The sequence below is a fragment of the Streptosporangium canum genome, from assembly GCF_900113865.1.
Classification (GTDB): Bacteria; Actinomycetota; Actinomycetes; order Streptosporangiales; family Streptosporangiaceae; genus Streptosporangium; species Streptosporangium canum.
On record NZ_FOQY01000003.1, the window covers coordinates 452,591 to 473,971 of the forward strand.

The 21,381-nt window shown below is 69.6% G+C and carries 26 protein-coding genes; 11 read left to right on the plus strand and 15 right to left on the minus strand.

Annotated elements, in window-relative coordinates; all coding sequences use genetic code 11:
- Positions 1–18: 18 nt before the first annotated feature.
- On the plus strand, positions 19–1,335 hold the full coding sequence (locus BM085_RS06685; protein ID WP_093886120.1) for an ABC transporter substrate-binding protein: 1,317 nt from the start codon (positions 19–21) through the stop codon (positions 1,333–1,335).
- A 170-nt stretch (positions 1,336–1,505) separates the two neighbouring features.
- A complete protein-coding gene (locus BM085_RS42745) occupies positions 1,506–2,090 on the plus strand; it encodes a hypothetical protein (protein ID WP_143120829.1) in 585 nt (194 codons plus the stop codon).
- Positions 2,091–2,306: 216 nt separating this feature from the next.
- On the opposite strand, the gene BM085_RS44230 is transcribed toward BM085_RS42745, so the two are convergent.
- Positions 2,307–2,597 (minus strand): DUF1622 domain-containing protein, encoded by a 291-nt coding sequence (locus BM085_RS44230; protein ID WP_177244985.1) that lies wholly within the window; start codon positions 2,595–2,597, stop codon positions 2,307–2,309.
- Positions 2,590–2,982: a DUF1622 domain-containing protein gene (locus BM085_RS06700; protein ID WP_093886123.1), complete on the minus strand. Its 393-nt coding sequence runs from the start codon at positions 2,980–2,982 to the stop codon at positions 2,590–2,592. The genes BM085_RS44230 and BM085_RS06700 overlap by 8 nt, the downstream gene beginning before the upstream one ends.
- A 116-nt stretch (positions 2,983–3,098) precedes the next feature.
- Between BM085_RS06700 and BM085_RS06705 the strand changes: the two genes are divergently transcribed.
- The gene (locus BM085_RS06705; RefSeq protein WP_245789158.1) at positions 3,099–3,563 is read left to right on the plus strand and encodes a S41 family peptidase; all 465 of its coding nucleotides are present in this window, start codon (positions 3,099–3,101) and stop codon (positions 3,561–3,563) included.
- Positions 3,564–3,698: 135 nt separating this feature from the next.
- Here BM085_RS06705 and BM085_RS06710 read toward each other — a convergent pair whose 3' ends face one another.
- The 3 genes from BM085_RS06710 to BM085_RS06720 all read right to left on the minus strand — a co-directional run bounded on the left by BM085_RS06710 (position 3,699) and on the right by BM085_RS06720 (position 6,830).
- Positions 3,699–5,153 (minus strand): aldehyde dehydrogenase (NADP(+)), encoded by a 1,455-nt coding sequence (locus tag BM085_RS06710; protein WP_093886124.1) that lies wholly within the window; start codon positions 5,151–5,153, stop codon positions 3,699–3,701.
- Positions 5,154–5,604: 451 nt separating this feature from the next.
- On the minus strand, positions 5,605–6,252 hold the full coding sequence (locus BM085_RS06715; RefSeq protein WP_218158629.1) for a YdeI/OmpD-associated family protein: 648 nt from the start codon (positions 6,250–6,252) through the stop codon (positions 5,605–5,607).
- A gap of 128 nt (positions 6,253–6,380) precedes the next feature.
- Positions 6,381–6,830, minus strand: coding sequence for a carboxymuconolactone decarboxylase family protein (locus tag BM085_RS06720; RefSeq protein WP_093886125.1), 450 nt, complete (start codon positions 6,828–6,830; stop codon positions 6,381–6,383).
- A gap of 173 nt (positions 6,831–7,003) precedes the next feature.
- Here BM085_RS06720 and BM085_RS06725 point away from each other — a divergent pair, with 173 nt between their 5' ends.
- From BM085_RS06725 to BM085_RS06735, 3 genes are all read left to right on the plus strand, one after another.
- Positions 7,004–7,954, plus strand: coding sequence for a helix-turn-helix transcriptional regulator (locus tag BM085_RS06725; protein WP_093886126.1), 951 nt, complete (start codon positions 7,004–7,006; stop codon positions 7,952–7,954).
- Positions 7,955–8,013: 59 nt separating this feature from the next.
- The gene (locus tag BM085_RS06730; protein ID WP_245789159.1) at positions 8,014–8,490 is read left to right on the plus strand and encodes a recombinase family protein; all 477 of its coding nucleotides are present in this window, start codon (positions 8,014–8,016) and stop codon (positions 8,488–8,490) included.
- A 203-nt stretch (positions 8,491–8,693) separates the two neighbouring features.
- Complete coding sequence (locus BM085_RS06735; protein ID WP_093886128.1) at positions 8,694–9,062, plus strand: ATP-binding protein; 369 nt, start codon at positions 8,694–8,696, stop codon at positions 9,060–9,062.
- Between the two features lie 202 nt (positions 9,063–9,264).
- On the opposite strand, the gene BM085_RS06740 is transcribed toward BM085_RS06735, so the two are convergent.
- Genes BM085_RS06740 through BM085_RS06760 form a run of 5 tightly spaced genes read right to left on the minus strand, consistent with a single transcriptional unit; the run spans position 9,265 to position 15,561 of the window.
- On the minus strand, positions 9,265–10,851 hold the full coding sequence (locus BM085_RS06740) for an acyl-CoA synthetase (RefSeq protein ID WP_093886129.1): 1,587 nt from the start codon (positions 10,849–10,851) through the stop codon (positions 9,265–9,267).
- An 18-nt stretch (positions 10,852–10,869) separates the two neighbouring features.
- Positions 10,870–12,021 (minus strand): thiolase domain-containing protein, encoded by a 1,152-nt coding sequence (locus BM085_RS06745; protein WP_093886130.1) that lies wholly within the window; start codon positions 12,019–12,021, stop codon positions 10,870–10,872.
- A gap of 3 nt (positions 12,022–12,024) precedes the next feature.
- A complete protein-coding gene (locus BM085_RS06750; RefSeq protein ID WP_093886131.1) occupies positions 12,025–13,044 on the minus strand; it encodes a thiolase domain-containing protein in 1,020 nt (339 codons plus the stop codon).
- A complete protein-coding gene (locus BM085_RS06755) occupies positions 13,045–13,932 on the minus strand; it encodes a Zn-ribbon domain-containing OB-fold protein (protein WP_093886132.1) in 888 nt (295 codons plus the stop codon).
- Between the two features lie 51 nt (positions 13,933–13,983).
- Positions 13,984–15,561 (minus strand): acyl-CoA synthetase, encoded by a 1,578-nt coding sequence (locus BM085_RS06760; RefSeq protein WP_093886133.1) that lies wholly within the window; start codon positions 15,559–15,561, stop codon positions 13,984–13,986.
- A gap of 88 nt (positions 15,562–15,649) precedes the next feature.
- On the opposite strand from BM085_RS06760, the gene BM085_RS45180 reads away from it, so the two are divergent.
- The 4 genes from BM085_RS45180 to BM085_RS46730 all read left to right on the plus strand — a co-directional run bounded on the left by BM085_RS45180 (position 15,650) and on the right by BM085_RS46730 (position 17,542).
- On the plus strand, positions 15,650–15,985 hold the full coding sequence (locus BM085_RS45180) for a CGNR zinc finger domain-containing protein (RefSeq protein WP_218158630.1): 336 nt from the start codon (positions 15,650–15,652) through the stop codon (positions 15,983–15,985).
- Positions 15,986–16,102: 117 nt separating this feature from the next.
- Complete coding sequence (locus BM085_RS06770; RefSeq protein WP_093886134.1) at positions 16,103–16,918, plus strand: crotonase/enoyl-CoA hydratase family protein; 816 nt, start codon at positions 16,103–16,105, stop codon at positions 16,916–16,918.
- 189 nt (positions 16,919–17,107) lie between these two features.
- Positions 17,108–17,419, plus strand: a complete 312-nt coding sequence (locus tag BM085_RS06775) for a DUF6247 family protein (protein ID WP_143120830.1) — start codon at positions 17,108–17,110, stop codon at positions 17,417–17,419.
- Entirely contained in the window at positions 17,420–17,542 is a 123-nt protein-coding gene (locus BM085_RS46730) for a hypothetical protein (protein ID WP_281249824.1), read from the plus strand. It abuts the gene before it with no gap.
- A gap of 134 nt (positions 17,543–17,676) precedes the next feature.
- On the opposite strand, the gene BM085_RS06780 is transcribed toward BM085_RS46730, so the two are convergent.
- The 5 genes from BM085_RS06780 to BM085_RS06800 all read right to left on the minus strand — a co-directional run bounded on the left by BM085_RS06780 (position 17,677) and on the right by BM085_RS06800 (position 21,112).
- Positions 17,677–18,147, minus strand: a complete 471-nt coding sequence (locus BM085_RS06780) for a VOC family protein (protein ID WP_093886169.1) — start codon at positions 18,145–18,147, stop codon at positions 17,677–17,679.
- A gap of 171 nt (positions 18,148–18,318) precedes the next feature.
- On the minus strand, positions 18,319–18,999 hold the full coding sequence (locus BM085_RS06785; protein ID WP_093886136.1) for a hypothetical protein: 681 nt from the start codon (positions 18,997–18,999) through the stop codon (positions 18,319–18,321).
- Entirely contained in the window at positions 18,996–20,171 is a 1,176-nt protein-coding gene (locus BM085_RS06790; protein WP_245789160.1) for an AAA family ATPase, read from the minus strand. The genes BM085_RS06785 and BM085_RS06790 overlap by 4 nt, the downstream gene beginning before the upstream one ends.
- 291 nt (positions 20,172–20,462) lie before the next feature.
- Positions 20,463–20,702, minus strand: coding sequence for a DUF397 domain-containing protein (locus tag BM085_RS06795; RefSeq protein ID WP_093886138.1), 240 nt, complete (start codon positions 20,700–20,702; stop codon positions 20,463–20,465).
- Complete coding sequence (locus BM085_RS06800; protein WP_281249826.1) at positions 20,693–21,112, minus strand: Scr1 family TA system antitoxin-like transcriptional regulator; 420 nt, start codon at positions 21,110–21,112, stop codon at positions 20,693–20,695. The genes BM085_RS06795 and BM085_RS06800 overlap by 10 nt, the downstream gene beginning before the upstream one ends.
- Between BM085_RS06800 and BM085_RS44235 the strand changes: the two genes are divergently transcribed.
- Positions 21,053–21,381: transposase family protein (locus tag BM085_RS44235; RefSeq protein WP_218158631.1), on the plus strand; the 329-nt coding region annotated here is incomplete at its 3' end. The genes BM085_RS06800 and BM085_RS44235 overlap by 60 nt on opposite strands.

Below are 21,381 nucleotides of genomic sequence, written 5' to 3' on the forward strand. Positions count from 1 at the left end.
CACAGAGAGGTAGGAGCAATGACAGCACGCTCTAAGCACCTGGCGGTCCTGGCCACGGCGCTCATGCTCGGCACCGGACTGGCCGCGTGCGGGTCGGACGGCGCGGGATCCTCCGACGGCAAGACCACGATCACCTTCTGGGACGACAACGGCGGCCCCGCCCGCACCCCGGTGTGGCAGCACATCATCGCCGAGTTCCAGAAGGCGAACCCGACGATCACCGTCAAGTACGTCGGCATCCCGATCGCCCAGGTGCAGCAGAAGTACGACACCGCCATCGCCGGCGGCGGCCTGCCCGACGTGGGCGGCGTCTCCACCGCGATGCTGTCCAGCCTGGTGGCGCAGAAGGCGCTGGAGCCGCTGGACGGCCGGATCTCCGGCGGGGCGCTGAACGGCGCCCTGAACGACCAGGTCGTCACGTCCGTCAAGGCCACCGTGCCCGACGGCAAGACCTACATGGTGCCGATGTCCACCAACATGGGGGTGTTCTGGTACCGGACGGACTGGTTCAAGGAGGCCGGGCTTGAGCCGCCCCGGAACTGGGGTGATTTCTTCGCCGCGACCGAGAAGCTGACCGACACCGCCAAGAACCGCTACGGCTTCACCATCCGCGGCGGCGCGGGCTCGATCGCGCAGATGATGGAGGTGGTGTACGGCCAGTCCGGCATCACCGAGATCTTCGACGCCTCCGGCAAGGCGACGATCAACGATCCGAGGAACACGGCGGCACTGGAGAAGCTGGCCGGGCTCTACAAGAAGGTCACCCCCGAGGCGGACGTCAGCAACGACTACGTGAAGATGGTCGCCCAGTTCGACGGCGGCAACATCGCGATCATGCAGCACAACCTGGGGTCGTTCAACGACCACGTCAAGACGCTGGGCAAGGACAAGGTGGCGGCCATGGCCGTGCCCAAGTCCGACGACGGCGTCCAGGCGATCCTGTCGAACCCCGTCGCGGGGATCGGCCTGTTCGCCAGCGGCGAGAAGAAGGACGCCGCCTACAAGTTCGCCGAGTTCGCCGCCTCCAAGGCGATGAACAGCTACTGGGCGGAGAAGACCGGCGTGCTCCCGGCCAACACCGGGGTGAACGGCGAGGCCTGGATCCAAGGGCTGCCGCACATCGCCGAGGCGGTCAAGGTGCTCAACGACCCGGCGACCAAGGTCGTGCAGATGCCGTACTACCTGCCGGAGTTCAACGCGATCACCAAGACCGACATGGAGCCGGAGTTCCAGAAGGTCCTGCAGGGCACGCTGCCCGCCCAGGACTTCCTGAACGCGTTCGCGGCCAAGCTGACCGAGGCGCAGGCCTCCTACAAGGAGCGCAACGGCGGCTGAGCCGCACCCCCGCCGCGGGCGCCCCCGTCCCCTGACTACGGGGGCGCCCGACGACACCCGGAAGGCTCTCGGGGGCCGTACACCCGGAAGGCTCTCGGGGGCCGTACACCCGGAAGGCTCTCGGGGGCCGTACGGAGCCTCCCTCCCACCTGACCTGCGGAGGAATCCCCATGAAACGAACCGTCACGGAACGGGCCGTCGCGCTCACCGCCGCCCTGTCCCTGGCAGTCCTCGCCGCGCCACCCGCCTCGGCGGCCCCGGCGACCTCGACCGCGCGGGCCGTGTCGGCCCACGGCCTCGACCTCGGCCGCCAGACCCTGCCCGCCGGCGACGGCTGGGCCGCCGAGGGCCCCGGCACCACCGGCGGCGCGTCCGCTCCGGCCGCGAACACGCACACCGTCTCCACCCGGGCCGGGCTGGCCGCCGCGCTGGCCGCCCCCTCCCCGAAGATCATCTATGTCCGGGGGACCATCGCCCCCGACCGGACCTGCGCCGACTACGCGGCGGGCGGCTACACCCTGGCCGGCTACCTCTGGAACTCCCTCTCCGGGGGAACGTGCTGCGCGTCGGCGGCAGGGTCACCCCGGTCGACCTGGTCGCCGCCCATAACGCGGCCAACGACCCCGACCTCGGCGCGGACGCGGGCTGGACCCCCACCCTGCACACCGGGATCGACCCGGCGGAGTCGGTCCGCCTGTCGGTGTCGCGGCACGCGGGAGCCGGTCACGCGCGCTAGCCCCGCATTCCGCACGTGACCCTCATCGACCTGGGGTGATTACCCGCCGCGCTGGCTCAGATATAGCTACTGACCTGCAACGATGCGGCACGTGCGGAAAACGGGGTGAGCCGTACCCGGATCCGCGGGCCTGACCGCGCCCTGGAAACCGGACCACAGCTGGAATCGGGTCCGCGGGCCTGACCGGGCGTCCCGCAGGCATGGCCGGCCGATGGGCGGCCGGCCGGAGGGCCGGTCAGGCCTCGGGGGCCCGGCGGGTCAGGCAGGTCAGGCGAGGTGCCGGCGGCGGCGTCCGGAGGGAGAGTGCGGCGACGACGACCTTGCGGATCACTATCGTGAGCGCCGCCACGGCGATCGCCGTCCATGTCTGCGCGAGGGAGAGGCGCAGAAGCCCCGCCGCGACGAGGAAGTCCAGCAACACCGCCATCGCGCCGCCGGGACCGCCGCCGCGCAGCAGGGCGGCGAGCGCCGCGACCAGTCCCATGACGACGGCCAGCACGGCGGCCGTCCGGACGGCCTCATCCACCGCCGGCACCGGGCACGGGACGCGGAGCGGCCTCGGCCACCGTGCGCCCCTCCCGCTCGATCTCCCTGCTCAGGAAGAAGTTCAGGGCGGTCCTGATGGCGGCGATCGCCGCGAGTTGCCCGATCTGCGTGAAGCTCGGCGAGATGGCCGTGCGCAGCACGTCACCGGCAAGCTGGAACTCCAGCCCCAGCGCGAGGAACCGCCCCAGGAACAGCCGCACGGCGATGAACCCGTTGGCCCCGCTCCGGCGCGCGGCGACCAGGAGAAACCGCACGAAAGCCGCAGCCGCCCCGACGAAGATGACGGTCGCGCCGGCCGCCTCCACGAGGCGGACGAGCAGGTCGACGACCTCCCGGAGCGTCTCCTCGGGCAGAAGATCAAGCATGTGCTGCTGTTACCCGGTGGCCGCGTGCCTAAGCGGGAGCGCCAGGGCTGTCGGCCGGGCGGTCCGTACCACCTCAGCAGGGAAGATCCGGAAATGTCGCCGGAACACTAGAGGCCATGGCCATGGACTGGACACCACAGGTCGAGACGCTCTGCGCACAACTGACCGAGCACTATGTTTTCCCCGAGGTCGGGGTGGAGATCGCGGAGATCCTGCGGAAGCGGCTGGCCGCGGGCGCCTACGCCGGGATCTCGGGAGACGAGGAACTCGCCTACGACCTGCAGACCCGCGACCGCGCCACGATCGTCGGCGAGCGCACCAAGGGCGGCGCCAATCCCGGCGGCCGCTACTACGTCGGCCCGCACCTGAAGTCGGCCGTCCCCTCGGGGCGCGCCGTCAACCCGGTCAGGAACGACAACTGGGAGGGCGTCGGCGTGGCGCCGGACATCGAGGCGACGGCCGAGGAGGCGTTCGGCCGGGCCTACGGCCTGGCGCTGTGGCACGTCCTCACGCTGGGCGAGGACGGTGCCCGCCGCGCGGTGGCCGCCGAAGCCCGCGAGGCCCTCGCCGCCCTTCAGTGATCCGGCGGCGTTCCCGGACCTTTCCGGTGGGACCGCCGCGCCGGAGACCGGCCGGGAGGCGTCCCCACCGGATCGCGCCGACGCGGCCACGTCGACGCGGGGCTCTCGGCCCAGGACGCCGCCGGCCCGAGGCCCTCAGGCCAGGACGCCGTCGACGCGGCGGGGGATGCCCAACGGGTTGTCCTCGCGCAGTTCGAGCGGGAGCAGCTCGGCGGGCCAGTCCTGGTAGGCGGTGGGGACCAGCCAGCGGCGGATCGCGGCGGCGCCGACCGAGGTGTGGGCGGCTGCCGTACTGGCGGGCCAGGGGCCGCCGTGGTGCATCGCCCAGCGGACGGCGACCCCGGTCGGCCAGCCGTTCCAGATCAGCCGACCCGCCTTCCTGAGCAGCGCCCCGGCGATCTCCCGCGCCTCCTCCGGGTCCGTCGCGTGAACCGTCGCGGTGAGCGAGCCCTCAAGGCGGTCCAGTACGGCGGGCAGCTCCGCCGGGTCGGCGTAGGTCACCACGACCGCGGCCGGTCCGAAGCACTCCTCGGCCAGGGCGGGAAGGTCCGCGGCGAACGTCGCGAGGTCGGTGGTGAACACCTGGGGCGTCACCGCGAACGCGCCCTCGCCGGCCCGCCCCTCGGCCAGCGGGGTGAGCTTGCCGAGCCGGGCCAGCCCGTGCAGGAACCCGTCCCGGATCCGCTCGGTCAGCATCGCGCCGCCCGTGGTCGCGGCGACCGCCTCGGCGAGGGAGGTCAGCAGCTCGACGTCGTCGGGCACGAACAGCAGGCCGGGATTGGTGCAGAACTGGCCGGTGCCGAGGGTCAGCGAGGCGGCGAACCCCTGGGCGAGACCCTCGCGACGGGCCGAGGGCAGCACGACCACGGGGTTGACGCTGCCCAGCTCGCCGTAGAACGGGATGGGGTCGGGACGCTCGTCGATCAGTGCCTGGACGGCCTTGCCGCCGGGGATGGATCCGGTGAACCCGACGGCCGCCACGGCCGGATGCCCGGCCAGCCGCCTGCCCGCGTCGAACCCCCGGACCAGGCCGAGGAGCGCGGGGTCGGGCAGGGCGCTCTGAATGACCTTCTGGGACAGCTCCGACGTGCGGGGGTGCCCGTCGTGGGCCTTCACCACCACCGGGCAGCCGGCGGCCAGGGCGGAGGCGGTGTCGCCGCCCGCCACCGAGAAGGCGAACGGGAAGTTGCTCGCCGCGAAGACGCCGACGACGCCGGGCAGCGGGTGGTTCATCCGGCGCAGGTCGGGGACCGGCGGCTCGGCGGTCGCATGGTCGATCACCGCCTCGACATGGCCGCCGTCCCGCAGCACCCCGGCGAAGAGCCGGAACTGCCCGGCGGCCCGGCCGACCTCGCCGCGCAGCCGTACCTCGCCGAGCGCCGTCTCGGCGTCGGCCGTCCGCCACAGGTCCTCGGCGTTCTCCTCCAGCGCCGCGGCGACCGCGTCGAGCACGGCGGCCCGGTCGGCGGAGCGCCAGGCCGGGCCGGCGGCGTGCGCGGCCAGGACGACGGCGTCCACCTCCCCGTCCGAGGTGGGGGCGACGGGATCGCCGACGGACTCGCCGGTCCGGGGGTCATATGAATGGATCAACGGAAAGCCTTTCGTCACCTGGGGCGGCCCACTGGGAGCCGCGGAAGCCACTCTCCTACGGTAAGCGCTTTCCAAAACAGGGGCCATCCCAGGATCCAGTAGTGGCAGCGACCGGCGCGCCCTGTCGGCTCTGTTCTGGTCCCATCTGAACCTGTACGGCAAGTTCGAGCTCGACATGAGCAAACAGCTCGCCCTCGGGCCGAGGCCGGGCACTGAGGGTCAACAGTCAGCTGGTCCGCTCTGAGCGACAAACGATCTCAGGGGGTGGCCCGCGCCGGGCGCGGGCCACCCCCTGGTGCTTACGGGCCGGTCTGGGTGAGCGCGACAATGACGTGGCGCATGCCGATGACGGGTTCTTGGGGGGCTGGGTAAGGTTCCGGGTCTGGCCGAACGCCGAGCCGCCATGTGCGTGGGCTTGGAGGAGCGAGGCGGGAGAGGAGTGGTCCGGCGTTCAACTGCCGAGGGCGCGCTTTTGTGGGTGGATCGTCTCGCCGCGGGCGAGCATGTCAACGAACTGGGCGATATGGCGGGCTCGGGTCTCGGCGCGTTTGGCGTTCGTGATCCGATAGAGAACGGCGTAGCGGTTTTGGGAGGTGAGGATGTCGAACATCGCTTGTGCCCGGGGTTTCGCGGCCAATGCGGCGGCCAGGTCGGCTGGTACCTCGATGCCGGCTTGTCCCGCGTAGGCCGCGTCCCAGCGGCCGTCGGCCTTGGCGCGTTCGACCTCGGTCATTCCGGCCGGATGCATCCGGCCCTCGTTGATCAGACGGGTGACAATGGAAACGTTCCGCGCTGACCAGGGACTTTGCCTTCCGCGAGGGGTGAAGCGCCGGCAGAAGGTGATCTCATCCCGCCGTCGTAGCCGACCATCGATCCAGCCGTGGCACAGGGCTTCGTCGAGCGCCTGGTCATAGGTCAGGCTGGTGGGCCGGGTCGTGTTCTGCTTGGCGAGGACCAGCCACACCCCTGCCGAGCTGTCGTGGTGCCTGCCGAGCCACTCCCGCCAGGCTCGGGCATCGGTAACGGTCAGTTCCAGTAGTTCGTCGCTCATCGTCATGTGCCCCTGATGATCATCAAAGGGATGGTTGTCGGCGGTCACCCGAAGGTGGGATCCCAGGACGGGGGCCTGCCGGAAGTGGCGGTGGATCGGTCAGCGGTGGAGCCGGCCGATCACGTCCTTCGCCGCGTCGCCACCGCGTCCTCTGGACGGATGACGCCCGCCCGCCTTCACCAGGTCTTGCCGGCCTGCTCCCGGATCGTGTGGTTGATCCGGTTGAAGAAGTTGGTGATCGCGATATTCAGGATGATCGCGGACATCTGGTTCTCGTCGAAGTAGGTGGCAGCAGCGTCCCAGATCTCGTCGGTCACACCCGGCGCGCCGTCCTGGATCCGGGTGGCGGCCTCGGTCAGCGCGAGCGCTGCCCGCTCCTCCTCGGTGAAGAACGGGGTCTCGCGCCAGGTGACCACGTTGTGCAGCCGCTCCTCGGTCTCTCCATGCTTCTTCGCCGACTGGACGCCGGCGAACACACACGGGCTGCAGCCGTTGATCTGGCTGGCCCGCAGATGGACCAGCTCGAGCACGAGCGGGTCGACGCCACCGGCGTGAATCGCCTTGTGGAGATGCTGGATCGCTGTGATCACGTCGGGATTCGCCACGCTCTTCATGCGTGCTTCCATGGGTCCTGCCCCTCGTCGGTTACGTGCGCCCATCCGGGCCCGTCATCTAACGCACCTTGGCGGAGATCATCGTCGCCGTAATGGACTTTTCGGCCGAGGAATTCTCGGTCATCGGCGACGTTACGGTATGACCCGGTCAGAAACGGTCCTGGTTATCGAGCAGACTGTTAGTCATGGTCAACACCTCGGCGCGGCTGCTGCAGCTGCTGTCTTTGCTGTCAACGCGGCAGTCCTGGACGTGCGCTGATCTGGCCGCCCAGCTGGGGATCACCGAACGGACGGTTCGCCGGGACATCGCCCGGCTACGTGAACTCGGCTACGGCATCGAATCGGAGATGGGCCCATGGGGCGGCTACCACCTCGGGCCCGGAACCAGCATTCCGCCACTGATCCTTGACGAGGAGGAGGCCCTCGCGGTCGCTGTCGGGCTGCGCACCGCCGCCTTCAGCGGAGTCTCCGGCAGCGACCAGGCAGCCCTGTCGGCGCTGCTGAAACTACGCCAGGTGCTGCCGGCCAGGATCGCCGACCGGCTCGGCGAGCTGGACGCCGCGTTCACCCACACCGCACGACCCGACGACAGCCAGATCTCCCCCGCGCTGCTGCTCGACCTGGCCACCGCGTGCCGGCGAGGCGAACGTACCCAGTTGACCTACCGCGACCGGGCCGGAACGACGTCCACCCGCCGAGTGGACCCCCACCGGCTCATCTACACCGGCCGCCGCTGGTATCTCCTCGCCTACGACCTGACGCGGCAGGACTGGCGCACCTTCCGTACCGATCGCATCATCGATGCCACAGCCACCGGGCAGGCCACTGCCCTGCCCGACCCGCCAGATCCAGCACAGATGGTCAGCACGGGCATCGCGCTGAGGCCCTACCCGGTGCGGGTGACCATCCGCCTGGCCGTACCGGCCGATGAGGCCCGCAGGCTGGTGCCACCAACGGTCGGCGTCCACCACCCGGACGGCGATGACGCCACGATCATCGACATCGGCGGGCCAGACGCCGACGGTCTGGCCCGCTACCTGCTCAGCCTCGGCCGACCACTCCGGATACTGCACCCAGAAGAGGTCCGCCAGGCATTCCTCACCCGCACACAACAACTCCTCAACGACAACCAGTAACACAAACACCCGCCGATCGCTGACACGGCTACCTGCAGTGACGGATGTTGCCAGCCACCATGAAGTGCGACACCGGCACCAACCGCGCCCGCCCCGGCCTCGACCAGGCCCTCGCGGCCGTACGCGCCTGCGACACCCTGGTGGTCCCGAAACTCGACCGGCTCGCACGCTCGGTCCCCGACGCCCGCGACATCGGCGACACCCTGGTCGCCCGGGGTGTCCGCCTGTCTCTGGGCGGGAGCATCTACGACCCCGCCGATCCCATGTCGAAGATGTTCTTCAACATGCCGGCCGTGTTCGCCGAGTTCGAAGCCGACCTGCTGAAGACGCGCACCCGCGAGGGCATGGCCATCGCCCGCTCCCACGGCAAGCTCAGCGGGCTGGCGTGCCGCCACTGCAACACCTGGCTGGAGACCTGCCCCCACTCCTCAGGCTGCGCCTGGGGCGACTACCTCAACAACCCGCCAGCCGCACATCTCGGCCTGGCCCACCCCCGAGCCGCGATCAGCCGCAAACCCCGGCGATCCGGCGCGTGAGGCGGTCAGCCGCGCGGCGCATCGCCTTCCCTGAGATGGCCAGACTCGCGACCACACAAAGTGACAACAGCTACTCAGCGTTACTTTGCGGCTGATGGCGCGGACCCGAGCGAACGGGTCTGGGCGGAGGCGGACAACGTGGCCGACATGATCGTGGCGGCGATGGCCCGGTGAACGCGCAACGCCAATCGGGCGACGATGTGATGGCGAAGCTGGTTACACGATGGAACGCGCTCCGCATCATGGGCCGGCGGGACTTCCACGGCGTCACACAGTCGGCGGGCACCGCTCGGAAGTGGGTGGTGGAACTACTGGGCGCTCACGTGCCCGGCGCGGTCCTGGAGACGGTCGAACTGCTGGTGAGCGAGGTCGTCACCAACGCCGTCGTGCGCAGCGATTCCGGCAGGCCGGACGGGCTGGTCACGGTCTGCGTGGGCCTTGGTGACGACCTGATCCACGTCGAGGTGATCGACGACGGTTCAGCGACCAGCGTGCCCATGATGCGATCAGCCGACGATGACAGCCTCAACGGCCGCGGCCTGGGCTGGGTGAACCTCCTGTCCACCGCGTGAAGCAGTGGTCAAGACGACGAGATGGGCGGGGCGGTCTGGTTCCAGCTCACATACGATTCTCCGGCACTCCCCTGACGGCACCAAAGCGCCGGGCGAGCGAACGCGACGGCCTCCGACAACCAGGGATCTGGTCCTGATCCCACCGATCCGGGCTCGTCCTGATCATGATTTCCCGCAGTGGTGCCCCCTCTCGGGAGCAGGGTCAGCCCTGGGCCGCCTGGGCGGTCTCCCTGGCCCAGCGGTAGTCGGCCTTGCCCGCCGGGGAACGGACCATCTCGTCGACGAAGGCGAAGACCCGGGGCACCTTGTAGCCGGAGAGCCTCTCCCGGCAGTGCGCGTCGAGCTCCTCCGCCGACGGCCTCACGTCGGGACGGAGCTCCACCACGGCGGCGACCCGGCTGCCCCAGCGCTCGTCGGGGATGCCGGTGACGACGGCGTCGAAGACCGCCGGATGCCCTTTGAGCACCGCCTCGACCTCCTCGGGGAAGACCTTCTCCCCGCCGGTGTTGATGCAGACCGAGCCCCGGCCGAAGATCGTGATGGTGCCGTCCTCCTCGACCTTGGCCATGTCGCCGGTGAGCAGCCAGCGCACGCCCGCCCGGTCGGTCACGAAGGTCCGGCCGGTCTTGGCCTCGTCCTTGTAGTAGCCGAAGGCGATCCGGCCGCTCTTGGCGACCGTGCCCAGCTCGCCTCCGCCGGGCTTGACCGGCTCCAGGGACTCGTTCAGCACGACCAGGGCGGAGGCGGGGTTGGACTGGAACCGCTGACCCGACTCGGGCGAGGAGCCGGGGACCGCCGAGGCGGTGTAACCGGACTCGCTGGAGCCGAAGCTGTCTATGATCATCCTGCCGGGGAGCAGCTCCTGGAGGCGGTCCCGGACGGCGCCGGTCAGGATGGCTCCGGTGGAGCTGATCACGACCAGCGACGACAGGTCGTAGGAGCCCGCGGCGATCTCGTCGGCCAGCGGGCGGGCCATCGCGTCGCCGGTGAGGTTGACCGTGAGGACCTTCTCCCGCTCGATCGCGCGGAGCACCTCGGCGGCGTCGAACTTGCGGACGTAGACCATGGTGCCGCCCATCCACCAGGTGATGAAGGTGGCCATCTGGGCCGCGCCGTGCATCAGCGGGGCCGCCGCCATCATGGTCAGCGGACCGGAGGCCGTGGCCGCCTCGATCACCTCCTCCGGTGTGGCGCGCGGGTCCCCGTAGGGGTTGCCGCCGCCGAAGGCGAAGAACAGGTCCTCGGCCCGCCACATCACCCCCTTGGGCATCCCGGTGGTGCCGCCGGTGTAGATGATGTAGACGTCGCCGCCCGACCGCTCGGGGAACCCCCGCGTGTCCGGCGCGCCGGCCAGCGCCTCCCGGTACGGCACCGCCCCCTCGACCCGGGACGGGCCGCCCACGGCGATCAGGTGCCCGAGCCCGGGAGCCTGCGGGGCCACGGCCGCCACCCGGTCGTCGAACTCCACGTCGAACAGCAGGGCCACGATGTCGGAGTCCCGGTAGAGGTAGAGCAGCTCCGTCTCGACGTAGCGGTAGTTCACGTTGACCGGCACGGCCCGGATCTTGAGGGTGGCCAGCAGTCCCACGACGTACTCGACACCGTTGCAGAGGTGGATCCCGACGTGCTGCCCGGCCCGCACGCCCGCGCCCGTCAGGTGGTGGGCGAGCCGGTTGGCCTCCGCGTCCAGCTCGGCGTAGGTCAGGCGGTCGCCGCCGCAGACGACGGCGACGCGGTCCCCGATCGCGTCCGCGAGCCCCTCGAACAGATCTGCGTGGTTGAACTCCATCGGGCCCTCCCGGGGGGATCAGGGTCTGTCGCTGCCGACCATCCACATCGCGAAGAACTGGGCGCCTCCGCCGTAGGCGTGCCCCAGGGCCCGCCTGGCCCCGTCGACCTGGTGCTCCCCCGCCATCCCCCTGACCTGGAGCGCCGCCTCGGCGAACCGGATCAGCCCGGACGCGCCGATCGGGTTGCTCGACAGCACCCCGCCCGAGGCGTTCCACGGGATGTCACCGTCCAGAGCCGTGGCCCCGGACTCGGTGAGCTTCCACCCCTCCCCCTCGGCGGCGAAACCGAGGTTCTCCAGCCACATCGGCTCGTACCAGGAGAAGGGGACGTACACCTCCGCCACGTCGATCTCCCGGCGCGGGTCGGTGATCCCGGCCTGCCGGTACACGTCGGCCGCGCAGTCCTTGCCGCCCTGCGGGTTCACGGTGTCCCGTCCGGCGCGGAAGATCGGCTCGGAGCGCATCGCCGTACCCAGGACCCAGGCGGGGGTGCTTGCGGTGAGCTTGTCCCCGGCGGCCAGGACCATCGCGCACGCGCCGTCGGAGGACGGGCAGGTGTCCAGGTAGCGGATCGGCTCCCAGAGCATCGGGGTCGACTCGACCATCTTCCGGTCGATCCCGGGGATCCTCAGGTGGGCGTAGGGGTTCTTCAGGGCGTTGCGCCGGTCCTTGACCGCCACCAGGTGGCCGATGTGCTCGGGAGCGCCGGACCTGCGGATGTACTCGCGGATGTGGGGGGCGAAGTAGCCGCCCGCGCCGACCACCAGCGAGGCGCTGAACGGCAGGTGCGTGGACAGCGCCCAGGTCGCGTTGGACTCCGACTGCTTCTCGAAGGCCACCACCAGCACCCGGTCGTGCACGCCGCCCTGGATCAGCGAGGCCCCGACCAGCGCCGTGGACCCGCCGACCGAACCGGCGGTGTGCACGCGCATCATCGGTTTGCCCGCGGCGCCGAGGGCGTCGGCCAGATAGGCCTCCGGCATCATCACGCCCTCGAACAGGTCGGGCGCCTTGCCGATGACGACGGCGTCGATGTCCTTCCAGGTCAGGCCCGCGTCCTGAAGCGCGCGCAGCGCCGCCTCGCGGACCAGCCCGGCGATGGAGACGTCCCGCCGCTTGGTCGTGTAGTGGGTCTGGCCGATCCCGATGACCGCACACGGGTTACCCATGGCTCAGGCCTCCATCACGGTGACGAGGTTGTGCTGCAGGCAGGGGCCGCTGGAGGCGTGCCCGACGGTACGGCCCGCGACTCCGTCGAGGATGCGCTGGGCGGCCTCGCCGACGCGGATGAGGCCGGTGGCCATGACCGGGTTGGCCGCGAGCGGCCCGCCGCTGGGGTTGACGATCGTGGACTCGGGGAGCTCCAGCGCCTGGCGGAGGATCGGCTCCTCGTGGCTGAACTGGGTGTGAAGCTCGGCGACGTCGACGTGACCCTTGCCGGCCCCCGCCGCTCGTGCGGCTTCGGCGGCGGAGGCCGACCGGGCGAGATCTCTCATGCCCAGGTAATGGGGCTCTATGCGGTGGGCGATGCCCGTGATCCAGGCCGGGCGCTCGCACAGCTCCCTGGCGAGGTCCCCGGCTGCCAGCACCACCGCGGCGGCGCCGTCGGTGACCGGGGCGATGTCGTACGGCCGCAGCGGCTCGACCTCGAAGGCGTCCCCTCCGGGGTCGGGCAGGTCGAGGGCGTAGGGATTGGCCCGGCCGTCGGCGCGGCTGCGCCGTACGATCTCGTCCAGCCGGGCGCGGTCGACCTTGGCGGCCGAGGCCTGCAGCGCGGCGTAGGAGACCTGGTCGAGGCCGAGCGGGGCCAGGTAGTAGGGGTCGAGCTGGAGCGTCATGATCTCCCGCAGATCGCCCTGGGAGGACTTGCCGAACCCGTACACCAGCGCCGAGTCGACGTCGCCGTGCTGGAGCCTGACCCACGCCTCGTACAGCGCCCAGGCGGCGTCCATCTCCACGTGGCTCTCGGAGATCGGCGGCCAGGCGCCGAGCGCGTCGAGCGCCGAGACGAAGGAGAACGGCGCGCCCGCCAGGTAGTCGCACGACCCCGAGCAGGTGAAGCCGAACGTCCGCAGCCCCGTCTTCTCCCTGACCTCCTCCAGCGGGGGGAGGATCAGCTCGGGCTCGCTCTGCCCCTGGTCGGTCGCGCTGTGCCGGGTCTGCGCGAACGCGACGACCGCTATCTCACGCATCTACAGCTCCGCGTCCGGCTCGCCCGTGGGGGCGAACCATTTGATGTTGGCCATGGACGCCGTCCGCTCCTCCTCGGGAACCCACACGGCCCGCACCCGCATGCCCTGCCGTACCTCGTGGGCCGCGATCCCGCCGACCAGGGTGATCATCGGGACGTCCGAACCGTCGAGCAGGACGTAGGCCGAGACGAACGGCACCTCGGGGGCGCGCGGGTCGGGCAGGTTGTTGATCGCGAAGGTGGTGATCGTGCCGGTGTCCGGTACCTCGACCTCCTCGGTGATCGCGATGCCGCACTCGGGGCAGGAGAGCCGGTAGGGCACGTAGACCTTGTGGCAGGAGCCGCACCGGCAGCCGACGAAGACGCCCGCGGCGACCCCCTCCAGGAAGCGGGCGAGTGCCAGGCCGGGCTTCAGGACGTATTCGGTGCGGACCGGGGACACGATCCTCGTGACCTCCGGGACGAAGCTCTCGATGTCGGTGATCTGCCCGGTGCGCTCGGCCCGCCAGCGGGGGCGGACCCGCAGGCCGGGGCGCATGGCCTTGACGTCGCCGGCGTCCACCGCGTGGACGAGCGAGGTGTCGGCCCCGTCCAGCCGGATCAGCGCCCACGCGAACGGCCGGTCCAGCGGGTGGCCCGCGCGGGGGGCGTGCACCCACGACCAGCTCTCGACCGTCCCGGCCGGGCCCACCTCGACGAAGTCGCCGGTTACGGCGTCACCGGTGCCGGGGTCGTACTCCAGCGGGGGGACCAGCGTCCGGCCGCCGGCCGTACGGACCCCGACGAGGCGCCCGTCCCGCAGCTCGGTGAGGAACCGCCCGATCACCGGTCCCGTCGTGCGGGTGTAGCCGCCGGGGAACTCCAGCACGTGCCGCGCTTCGAGCGTCATCGGCGCTCCCCCTCCCGCGCCGGCACGCGATCCTCCCGGCCGGTGGACGTCTCAGATCGCACGGTCTCGCCCCTCCCAGTACGGGTCGCGCAGCTTGCGTTTGAGGAGCTTGCCGTTGGGTTCGCGCGGCATCTCCTCGATGAAGTCGATGGATTTGGGCCACTTCATCTTCGACAGGCGGCCCCGGAGCGACTCGATGAGCTCCGCGGCGAGCTCGGGCGAGGGGGCGACGCCGGGCGCGGGCTCGACCACCGCCTTGATCTGCTCGCCCCACTCCTCGTCGGGGATGCCGAACACCGCCACGTCGGCGATCTTCGGGTGGACCATCAGCTCGTTCTCGATCTCTGCCGGGTAGATGTTGGCCCCGCCCGAGATGATCATGTCGGCCTTGCGGTCGCACAGGAAGAGGAAGCCCTCCTCGTCGAGGTAGCCGATGTCGCCGACGGTGAAATGGTCCTTCAGCCGGTTGGCCTCGGTCTTGGCCTGGTCGCCCTTGTACTCGAAGCGGACGCCCATCATCTTCATGTAGATCGTGCCGGGGGTCCCCGCGGGGACCGGCTCCAGGTTCTCGTCCACGATGAGCAGCTCGCTGATCGGCCAGGCCGTGCCCACGGTGCCGGGGTGCTTCTTCCAGCCCTCCGGGGTGGCGATCGTGCCGCCGCCCTCGGTCGCGGCGTAGTACTCGTAGATGCAGTCGCCCCACCACTCGAACATCGCCCACTTGACCGGGACCGGGCAGGGCGCCGCGGCGTGGATCATCCATTTGAGCGAGGACAGGTCGTACCTGCCCCGCACCTCCTCGGTGAGCGCGAGCAGGCGCTTGAAGTGGGTGGGGACCATGTGCGAGTTGCTGACGCGGTACCTCTCGCAGAGCCGGAGCGTCTCCTCGGCGTCCCATCGGTCCATGTAGACGAGCGTGTGGCCCATGTGCAGGGCCGTGCCGCCGAACTGGGTGACCGCCGTGTGGTAGTTCGGCGAGGTGACCAGGTGGGCGTTCCCCGCACCCGGGGTGATGCCGAACAGGGTGAGCAGGAACGTCATCAGCTCGGCCGCGTCGTCCGGGTCCAGGCCGCTGAGCGGCCGGCGCACCCCCTTGGGCTTGCCGGTGGTGCCCGAGGTGTAGTGCATGGTGGCGCCCGCCGTACGGTCGGCGGGGGCGGTGGCGGGCCTGCCGTCGGTCAGCTCCGAGGCGGGCCGCACCCCCTCCGCGGCCCCGAGCCGGCGGAACTCCTCAAGGCGCCCGAACGCGAAGACGCGGTCGCGGGCGATGCCCGACTCGGTGACGCCGCGCAGTCCCTCCTCCGCGTAGCGCTCGTCGACGAAGAAGGCGCGGGCCTCGCTGTCGGCGACGATGTAGCCGATCTCGGGGCCGGTGAGATGCCAGTTGACGGGCGTGTAGTACCACCCGGCCTGGAGCGCGGCCAGATAGAGCACCAGCCCGTCGGAGCCGTTCGGCACCAGGCCGCAGAGGCCGTCGCCGGGCTTGAGCCCCAGCTCCCGCAGGCCGTGCACGAGACGGTTGGCACGGGCGAGCAGGTCACCGGCGCGATGTTCGGTGCCGTCCGGATCCACGGCGGCGATCCACTCCGGATCGGCCTGCGCCAGTCTCCAGAAGCCGAGCGTGCCCATCGGAAATCCTCTCTTGCCGAAAGGCCCCCGGACCGCCGAAGTGAATCACGTTCTCGATATTGCGAGAAGTCCTGGCAGTGCGGGAGGGATGGAACAAGAATCTGTTCTCGTACGCAGGGGCAGACTAACCCGGCCGAGACATACCGAGCAAGCGCTTGATCCAGACCGTGAACCACGCCGCGGCCCCGCCCTCCCTTGCTCCACCACCTTGAATCAGCGGAGCCGATCGGACAAGCCGACTCCCCTCCGGCGCCTCCGGCGCGACATACGGCCGTTCCCCTCCGGCGCGACGCACAGCCGCCGGCCGACTCCCGGCTGCGACGTCGCCTACGTGGACACCTCCCGTAACGGCAGACGGCGGTTCTGCTCCACCCGCTGCTCCAACCGGGTGTACGTCGCCGACCACCGGCGCCGCCACCCGTGACCGCACCACCACCTCGCGAGCCGCCGTGCCGCCCGACGGCCCGGCGACCTGGCGGCGCGGGGCACGCCCGATCTAGGATCGCCTAACAAGCGCTTGCTAAAGCAACGGAGGCCGCCCGTGGAACTTCTGCCGATCAGCACGCCGCACTGCCGCGTCGAGCGCGACGGCCACGTCGTCGTCGTCACCATGGACCGGCCCGAGGCGAAGAACGCGCTCTCCACCGACATGCTGGTCGGGCTGGCCGACGCGTGGGCCTACGTCTCGGACGAGCCGGAGGTCCGCGTCGCCGTGCTGACCGGCGCGGACGGGACCTTCTGCGCCGGCGCCGACCTGAAGGCCATGGGCAGCCCGTCGGCCGACCCCCGGGTCCGGAAGCGCGCCTCGGAGATCCCCGACTTCCACTGGAAGGGACTGCTCCGCGACTCCGCCGCGCTGCCCGCCAAGCCGATCGTCTGCGCGGTCGAGGGCTACGCAGTGGCCGGCGGCACCGAGCTGCTCGTCGGCACCGACCTGCGCGTGGTCGCCGAGTCGGCCACCCTCGGCCTGTTCGAGGCCCGCCGCGCCCTGTTCCCGATGGGCGGCTCCGCGATCCGGCTCCCCCGCCAGATCCCCTACGCCTTCGCCATGGACATCCTCCTGACCGGCCGGTCCGTCACCGCCCGGGAGGCACTGGAGATGGGCCTGGTCAACCGGGTCGTCCCGGACGGCCAGGCCCTGACCGCCGCCCTGGAGATCGCCGCCCAGATCGCCGAGTGCGGGCCGCTCGCCGTACAGGCCATCCTGCGCACCTACCGTGAGACCGTCGGCCTGCCCGAGGCGGAGGCGCTGAAGGTCTCCGACGGCATCGGCTGGCCGGTGATCGGCTCCGAGGACGCCAAGGAGGGCTCCCGCGCCTTCAGGGAGAAGCGCCCGGCCGTCTACCGGGGCAGGTGAGGCACGGCCGACGCCCTCGCCCGCGACTGGGGCTGGACCCTCAACCCGTACGGCAAGCCCGTCTGGTTCCACCTCCTCGCCTGGCCGTGAGAGCCCATCGAAATGAGATCTGGTCTCTATATACATGTGAGGCATGTTGCAGGAGCGGAGCTCTGTAGGCTGCTAGGAGTACCGAGAGGAGTCGCCGCCATGACAGCCCAACCCCATGCAGCCTCCGAACCGGTGATCGAGCGGACCTTCACCGCGGTGCGAGCGGCGCTGCCCCCCGTCAATGCGGCCGCTTTCGACGCCGAACTGACCCGGATCACCCACGCACCTGTAGTGGATCTGGTCGCTCTGGATGACTTTCTCACCAGCTGGTGGCGTATTGCCACCAGAGCGGCGCAGAACAGGGAAGATTGGCAACGTATGCACGACGAGGCCGAGCAGATCCGGTCCGGACAGCGCTCGTCAGGAACCCCGCTGGCCGAGATCCTGGCCCGACGGGAGGGCCGAATCTAGGTGTATGACGTCAATGTCGCCAACCAAATCGCCGAAGATCAGATCGACGACCTCTCCGATCCGGAGTTCGAGGTTCTGAAGGAAATCCATGAGGCGCTACGGCCGGCACCGGCCGACAATTGACTCCGACAGGCAACATGTACGTCTGGGATCACAAAGGCGTCTCCGTAACCTATTTTCTGCTGGACGCACCGCAGCGCGAAGTGGCGATCCTACGAGTGAACCGTTACCCGGCTTGATTCGGCCCGGCGTCCGCCTCAGCCGCCGAGTTGCCGACGGGCCTCTTCCTCCATCATCCGGGTGAAGCGCGCGTCGCGGCCGCCCTCTGCGCGTCGCGCCGTGTAGACGACGGTGTATCCGTCCGGGTCGGTAACGCGCAGGTCCCTGGTGTTCCACGGGGTATCGGCGGGGCCGTCGACCGTACCGCCGCCGTGGGCACGGGCTCGTTCGGCGAGCGCGTCGAGCTGTTCCAGGGTCGCCATCACGCCGACCGTCCACCCCTCCCCCGCGCTCACCTCGCCGGGGCGTACCAGGATGTCCTGGTACCGCCAGCGGCGCAGATGAACCAGCGCCGGCGTGCCGTCGGGGCCGGGCACGGTGAACAGTGACACGAAGTCCAGTCCGTTCACATACCAGTCGACCGTACGGTCGAGGTCGGCGACGGTCAACGAGACGAAAGCGGGCATTCCATAGATGTCGTGGCTGATCTCCGCGGGGATCGAATCCATGCGGCCCATCGTCGAGCCTCCAGCCGGTAGAGAGTCAACCGATCACCCTCACCACCTTTGGCAGCGAAACCGGAACAAGGAGTCGACCATCGCGTGGGAGGAGCAGCAGTGTTCTTCCCCGGATCCAAGACGCCGTCACGCGACTACGGGGCAGGTGAGGAGCAAATAAGGTCATTGTGACCTTTCCCGGAGGTGTTCGGCGCAGCAGCGGGCTGCGTCCTCTCGCAATCGCTCATAGGACCGGTTACGGCCCAGCGGGGCCGCTGTCAGGCCCAGCGTCACGACCCGGTCGAGGACGTCCGGGGCGTCGGTCTCCCGGTAACGGCGGCTCGACCCGCTGACCTCCTTCATCAGGACCTGCTTGGGATCGGCCAGCTTGCCGGTGTCCCGGCCACGGTGACGGGCTGGCACCGACCAGCTTCCGCAGAAGGCGGTGAGAGCGTCCGGGAACAGCAGCAGCCACGACTCGATCTCCGCCACGGCCAGGGCGTAGTGGGCCCGGCCCAGCGCGGTCTCCAGCGCCTTCTCCACTTGGAGACGGACGATCGGGTATCGGTCGTCGTCGACCGCGTCCAGGTCTTCGTGAACGAAGACACACGCCACCGTCGTGTCGTCCCGTACGGCCCGTGCCCGGACCTTGCGGGCGAGCGTTTCGGCACGCGCGGCCAGGTTCGCGCCGGTGGCCTGGCGCAGGCGCACCGGGTCGCTGATCTCCACTATCCGACCGCGCATGTCGGGGCAGAGGTCCTCCAGCAGGATCCGGAGGCTGAGCCGGTCGTTCCGATCCTCACCAGCGACCACGACGATCGGCTTCCTGGTCGGCCGGACGCGGGTGCCCCCGCGCCTGCTCACAGATCGCCGCCTAACGCCCCGGAGAACCACAGCTCCCCCAGCGGCAGCCCCTCGCTGGCCCGCACGATCTCTTCCACCCGGGCGGTCGGGATGGCCGGGATCAGGGAGGAGCCATCCTCCCCGCGCTCGCACACCACGAGTTCCTCCGGCCTGAGCCGGTCGGCGAGGGCCGGTGAGTGAGTGGCGATGATGAACTGCGTCCGCTCGCTCGCCTCCCGGATCCGCTCGACCAGCAGCTCCAACGCCTGGGGGTGCAGGCCGTGGTCAATCTCCTCCACGCAGGTGAGGGCCGGGGGATTGGGGTCGTAAAGCATGGCGAGGAGCCCAAGCAGCCGGATGGTGCCGTAGGAGGCGTCGAGCAGCGGGGTGCTGTCTCGCAGCCCCCGCTCGCGGAGGGTGACGACGACGGTATGGGCCGCCCCCGAGGGATGCTCGAAATCGAGGGCTTCGAGCTGAGGAAGAGCCTCGACGGCATCGGCTTGGAAACGTCCCCAGGCGTCTTCGTCGGTGTCTCGCAGCGTCATCAGGAACCCCGCGAGGTTGGAAGCGTCTGCGTCGATGGTCGCGTGTCCACTGTCCAGGACCCGGGACGGCAGAGTGGCCCGCGAGACGTCTACATCGAAGACACGGAAGGTGGCGAGAAAGTCGGCCAAGGCTGCGACTTCACGAGACCCAAATTCCTCGGACAGCCGAGGCAGGACCGAAAGACCACTGCTGGATGGGTTGATTTTGACTTTCTCCTGCCCCGGGAGAAGTTCATGGCCGATTATCCATCTTTCAGTTTCGGACTCTTGGCTGGCCACCGCCCCAATGTTGAGAGTAATTTTTCGCCTTGCACCCCACGGCGATCCCAGGCTGAAATTCTCCAGCCGATTCAACGATTTACCCCAAAGAAGCAGCTCGTACTTGTCTGATTTCTTATCTACGGCTCCTGACCACATGCCCGTGAGAGAGATGGAAATGCCGCGCTCCACGTCGGCGCCGCCCCGGAAAACCAGCCGATCGAAACCTCCGCGCCGATCAAGGGCTGGCCGCAGGTCACTGCGGACGACATCAGCCAAGAAGTCGAACACCCTCAGAACATTCGTCTTGCCAGCGCCGTTCGGCCCGACCAGGACGTTGACCGGCCCCAGTGGCAGCGTCACATCTTGCAGGCTGAGGAAGCCCTTCACCCTCAGCTCACTCAGCCGCTGAACCATCGGCCACCCCCGCCCTTCCGATCGGCGCGCCCAGAGGCCACGCACCCAGCCGACTCCGGCTTTCACATCCCATCTTCCCGTCCTTACAGCAGTGATCCAATAGGTCGATGAGCGTAGCGGCGGGGAGAACCGTCGGGTGGCGAAGTCATGGACTCCGGCGGAGACAACCGCTCGGGTCGACGGGCATACGGCAACAAAGGAACCGAGGCAGAGAGGCCACCTCGCCGCCAAGGGACGGCCTCGGCGGCAGAGGGGGTTTCCGTGTCAGTGGCGGTCGAACTCGCCGGCCTTGGCGCCGTTGAGGAAGGCGTCCCACTCGGCGGGGGTGAAGAACAGCTTGGGGCCGTCGGGGTCCTTGGAGTCGCGTACGGCGATCAGCCCGGGATGGTCGGCCTTGTGGCCGGGACCGTCGCCGACCTCCGTAAGCTCCGCGACCTCAACGCAGTCCCCGCCATTGTCACCCGAGAAGCTTGACTTGACCCATCTGGCGTCACTCAGGTCCATTTTTCCGCTACCGCCTTCTTGATGAGATCGATAGACATGTTTATCGGGAGCGCCTCACTCCGAATGGCGTCGAAACGTTCCAGGGCCACGGCGACGTCCTCCAGATCGTCCGTGGTGATGCCACGCACGGCCGTCTCGGCATACAGTACGTCGCGGCCCGTCTCCAGAGTGGCGATTACGAAGCCACCCATCAACCCCGAGTGCATTCCGTTCGGAATTACCTGAACGCTGAGACGCTCATCGGTCATCGACACAAGGTGTTCCAACTGCTCTTTCATCACCTCGGGACCGCCGATCGGGCGATCAGGGCCCCGGCGTTCCCGGGTTCTGATGCGGTATGCCGACGTTGAGTGTTTGACCAGGTGGAAGACGAAAGAGCGCGACTTCTGCTGATCTTTCAGGTCTCGAATCCGAAGATCGCCGCAGGAGTCGCGCTCGTGTCCCCATCTTCCCCGACCAGCTCTCGTCTCGTCCCGTGTCTTGACCAGTTCGCCGACCTGGCGTTGTGGGAAGCCGAGCTGGCGACTGATCCGGTCGTGGTGGAATCGGCGTTGATACGCCGGTTGGCGGCGGTGCCTGAGCAGCGCTCGGCCTGCGGGCTGCGGCATCCGCTGGTGGTCATCTTGACGTTGACCGCGTGCGCAACGCTCGTGGTCGGCGGCGACAGCGTCGCGGCGAT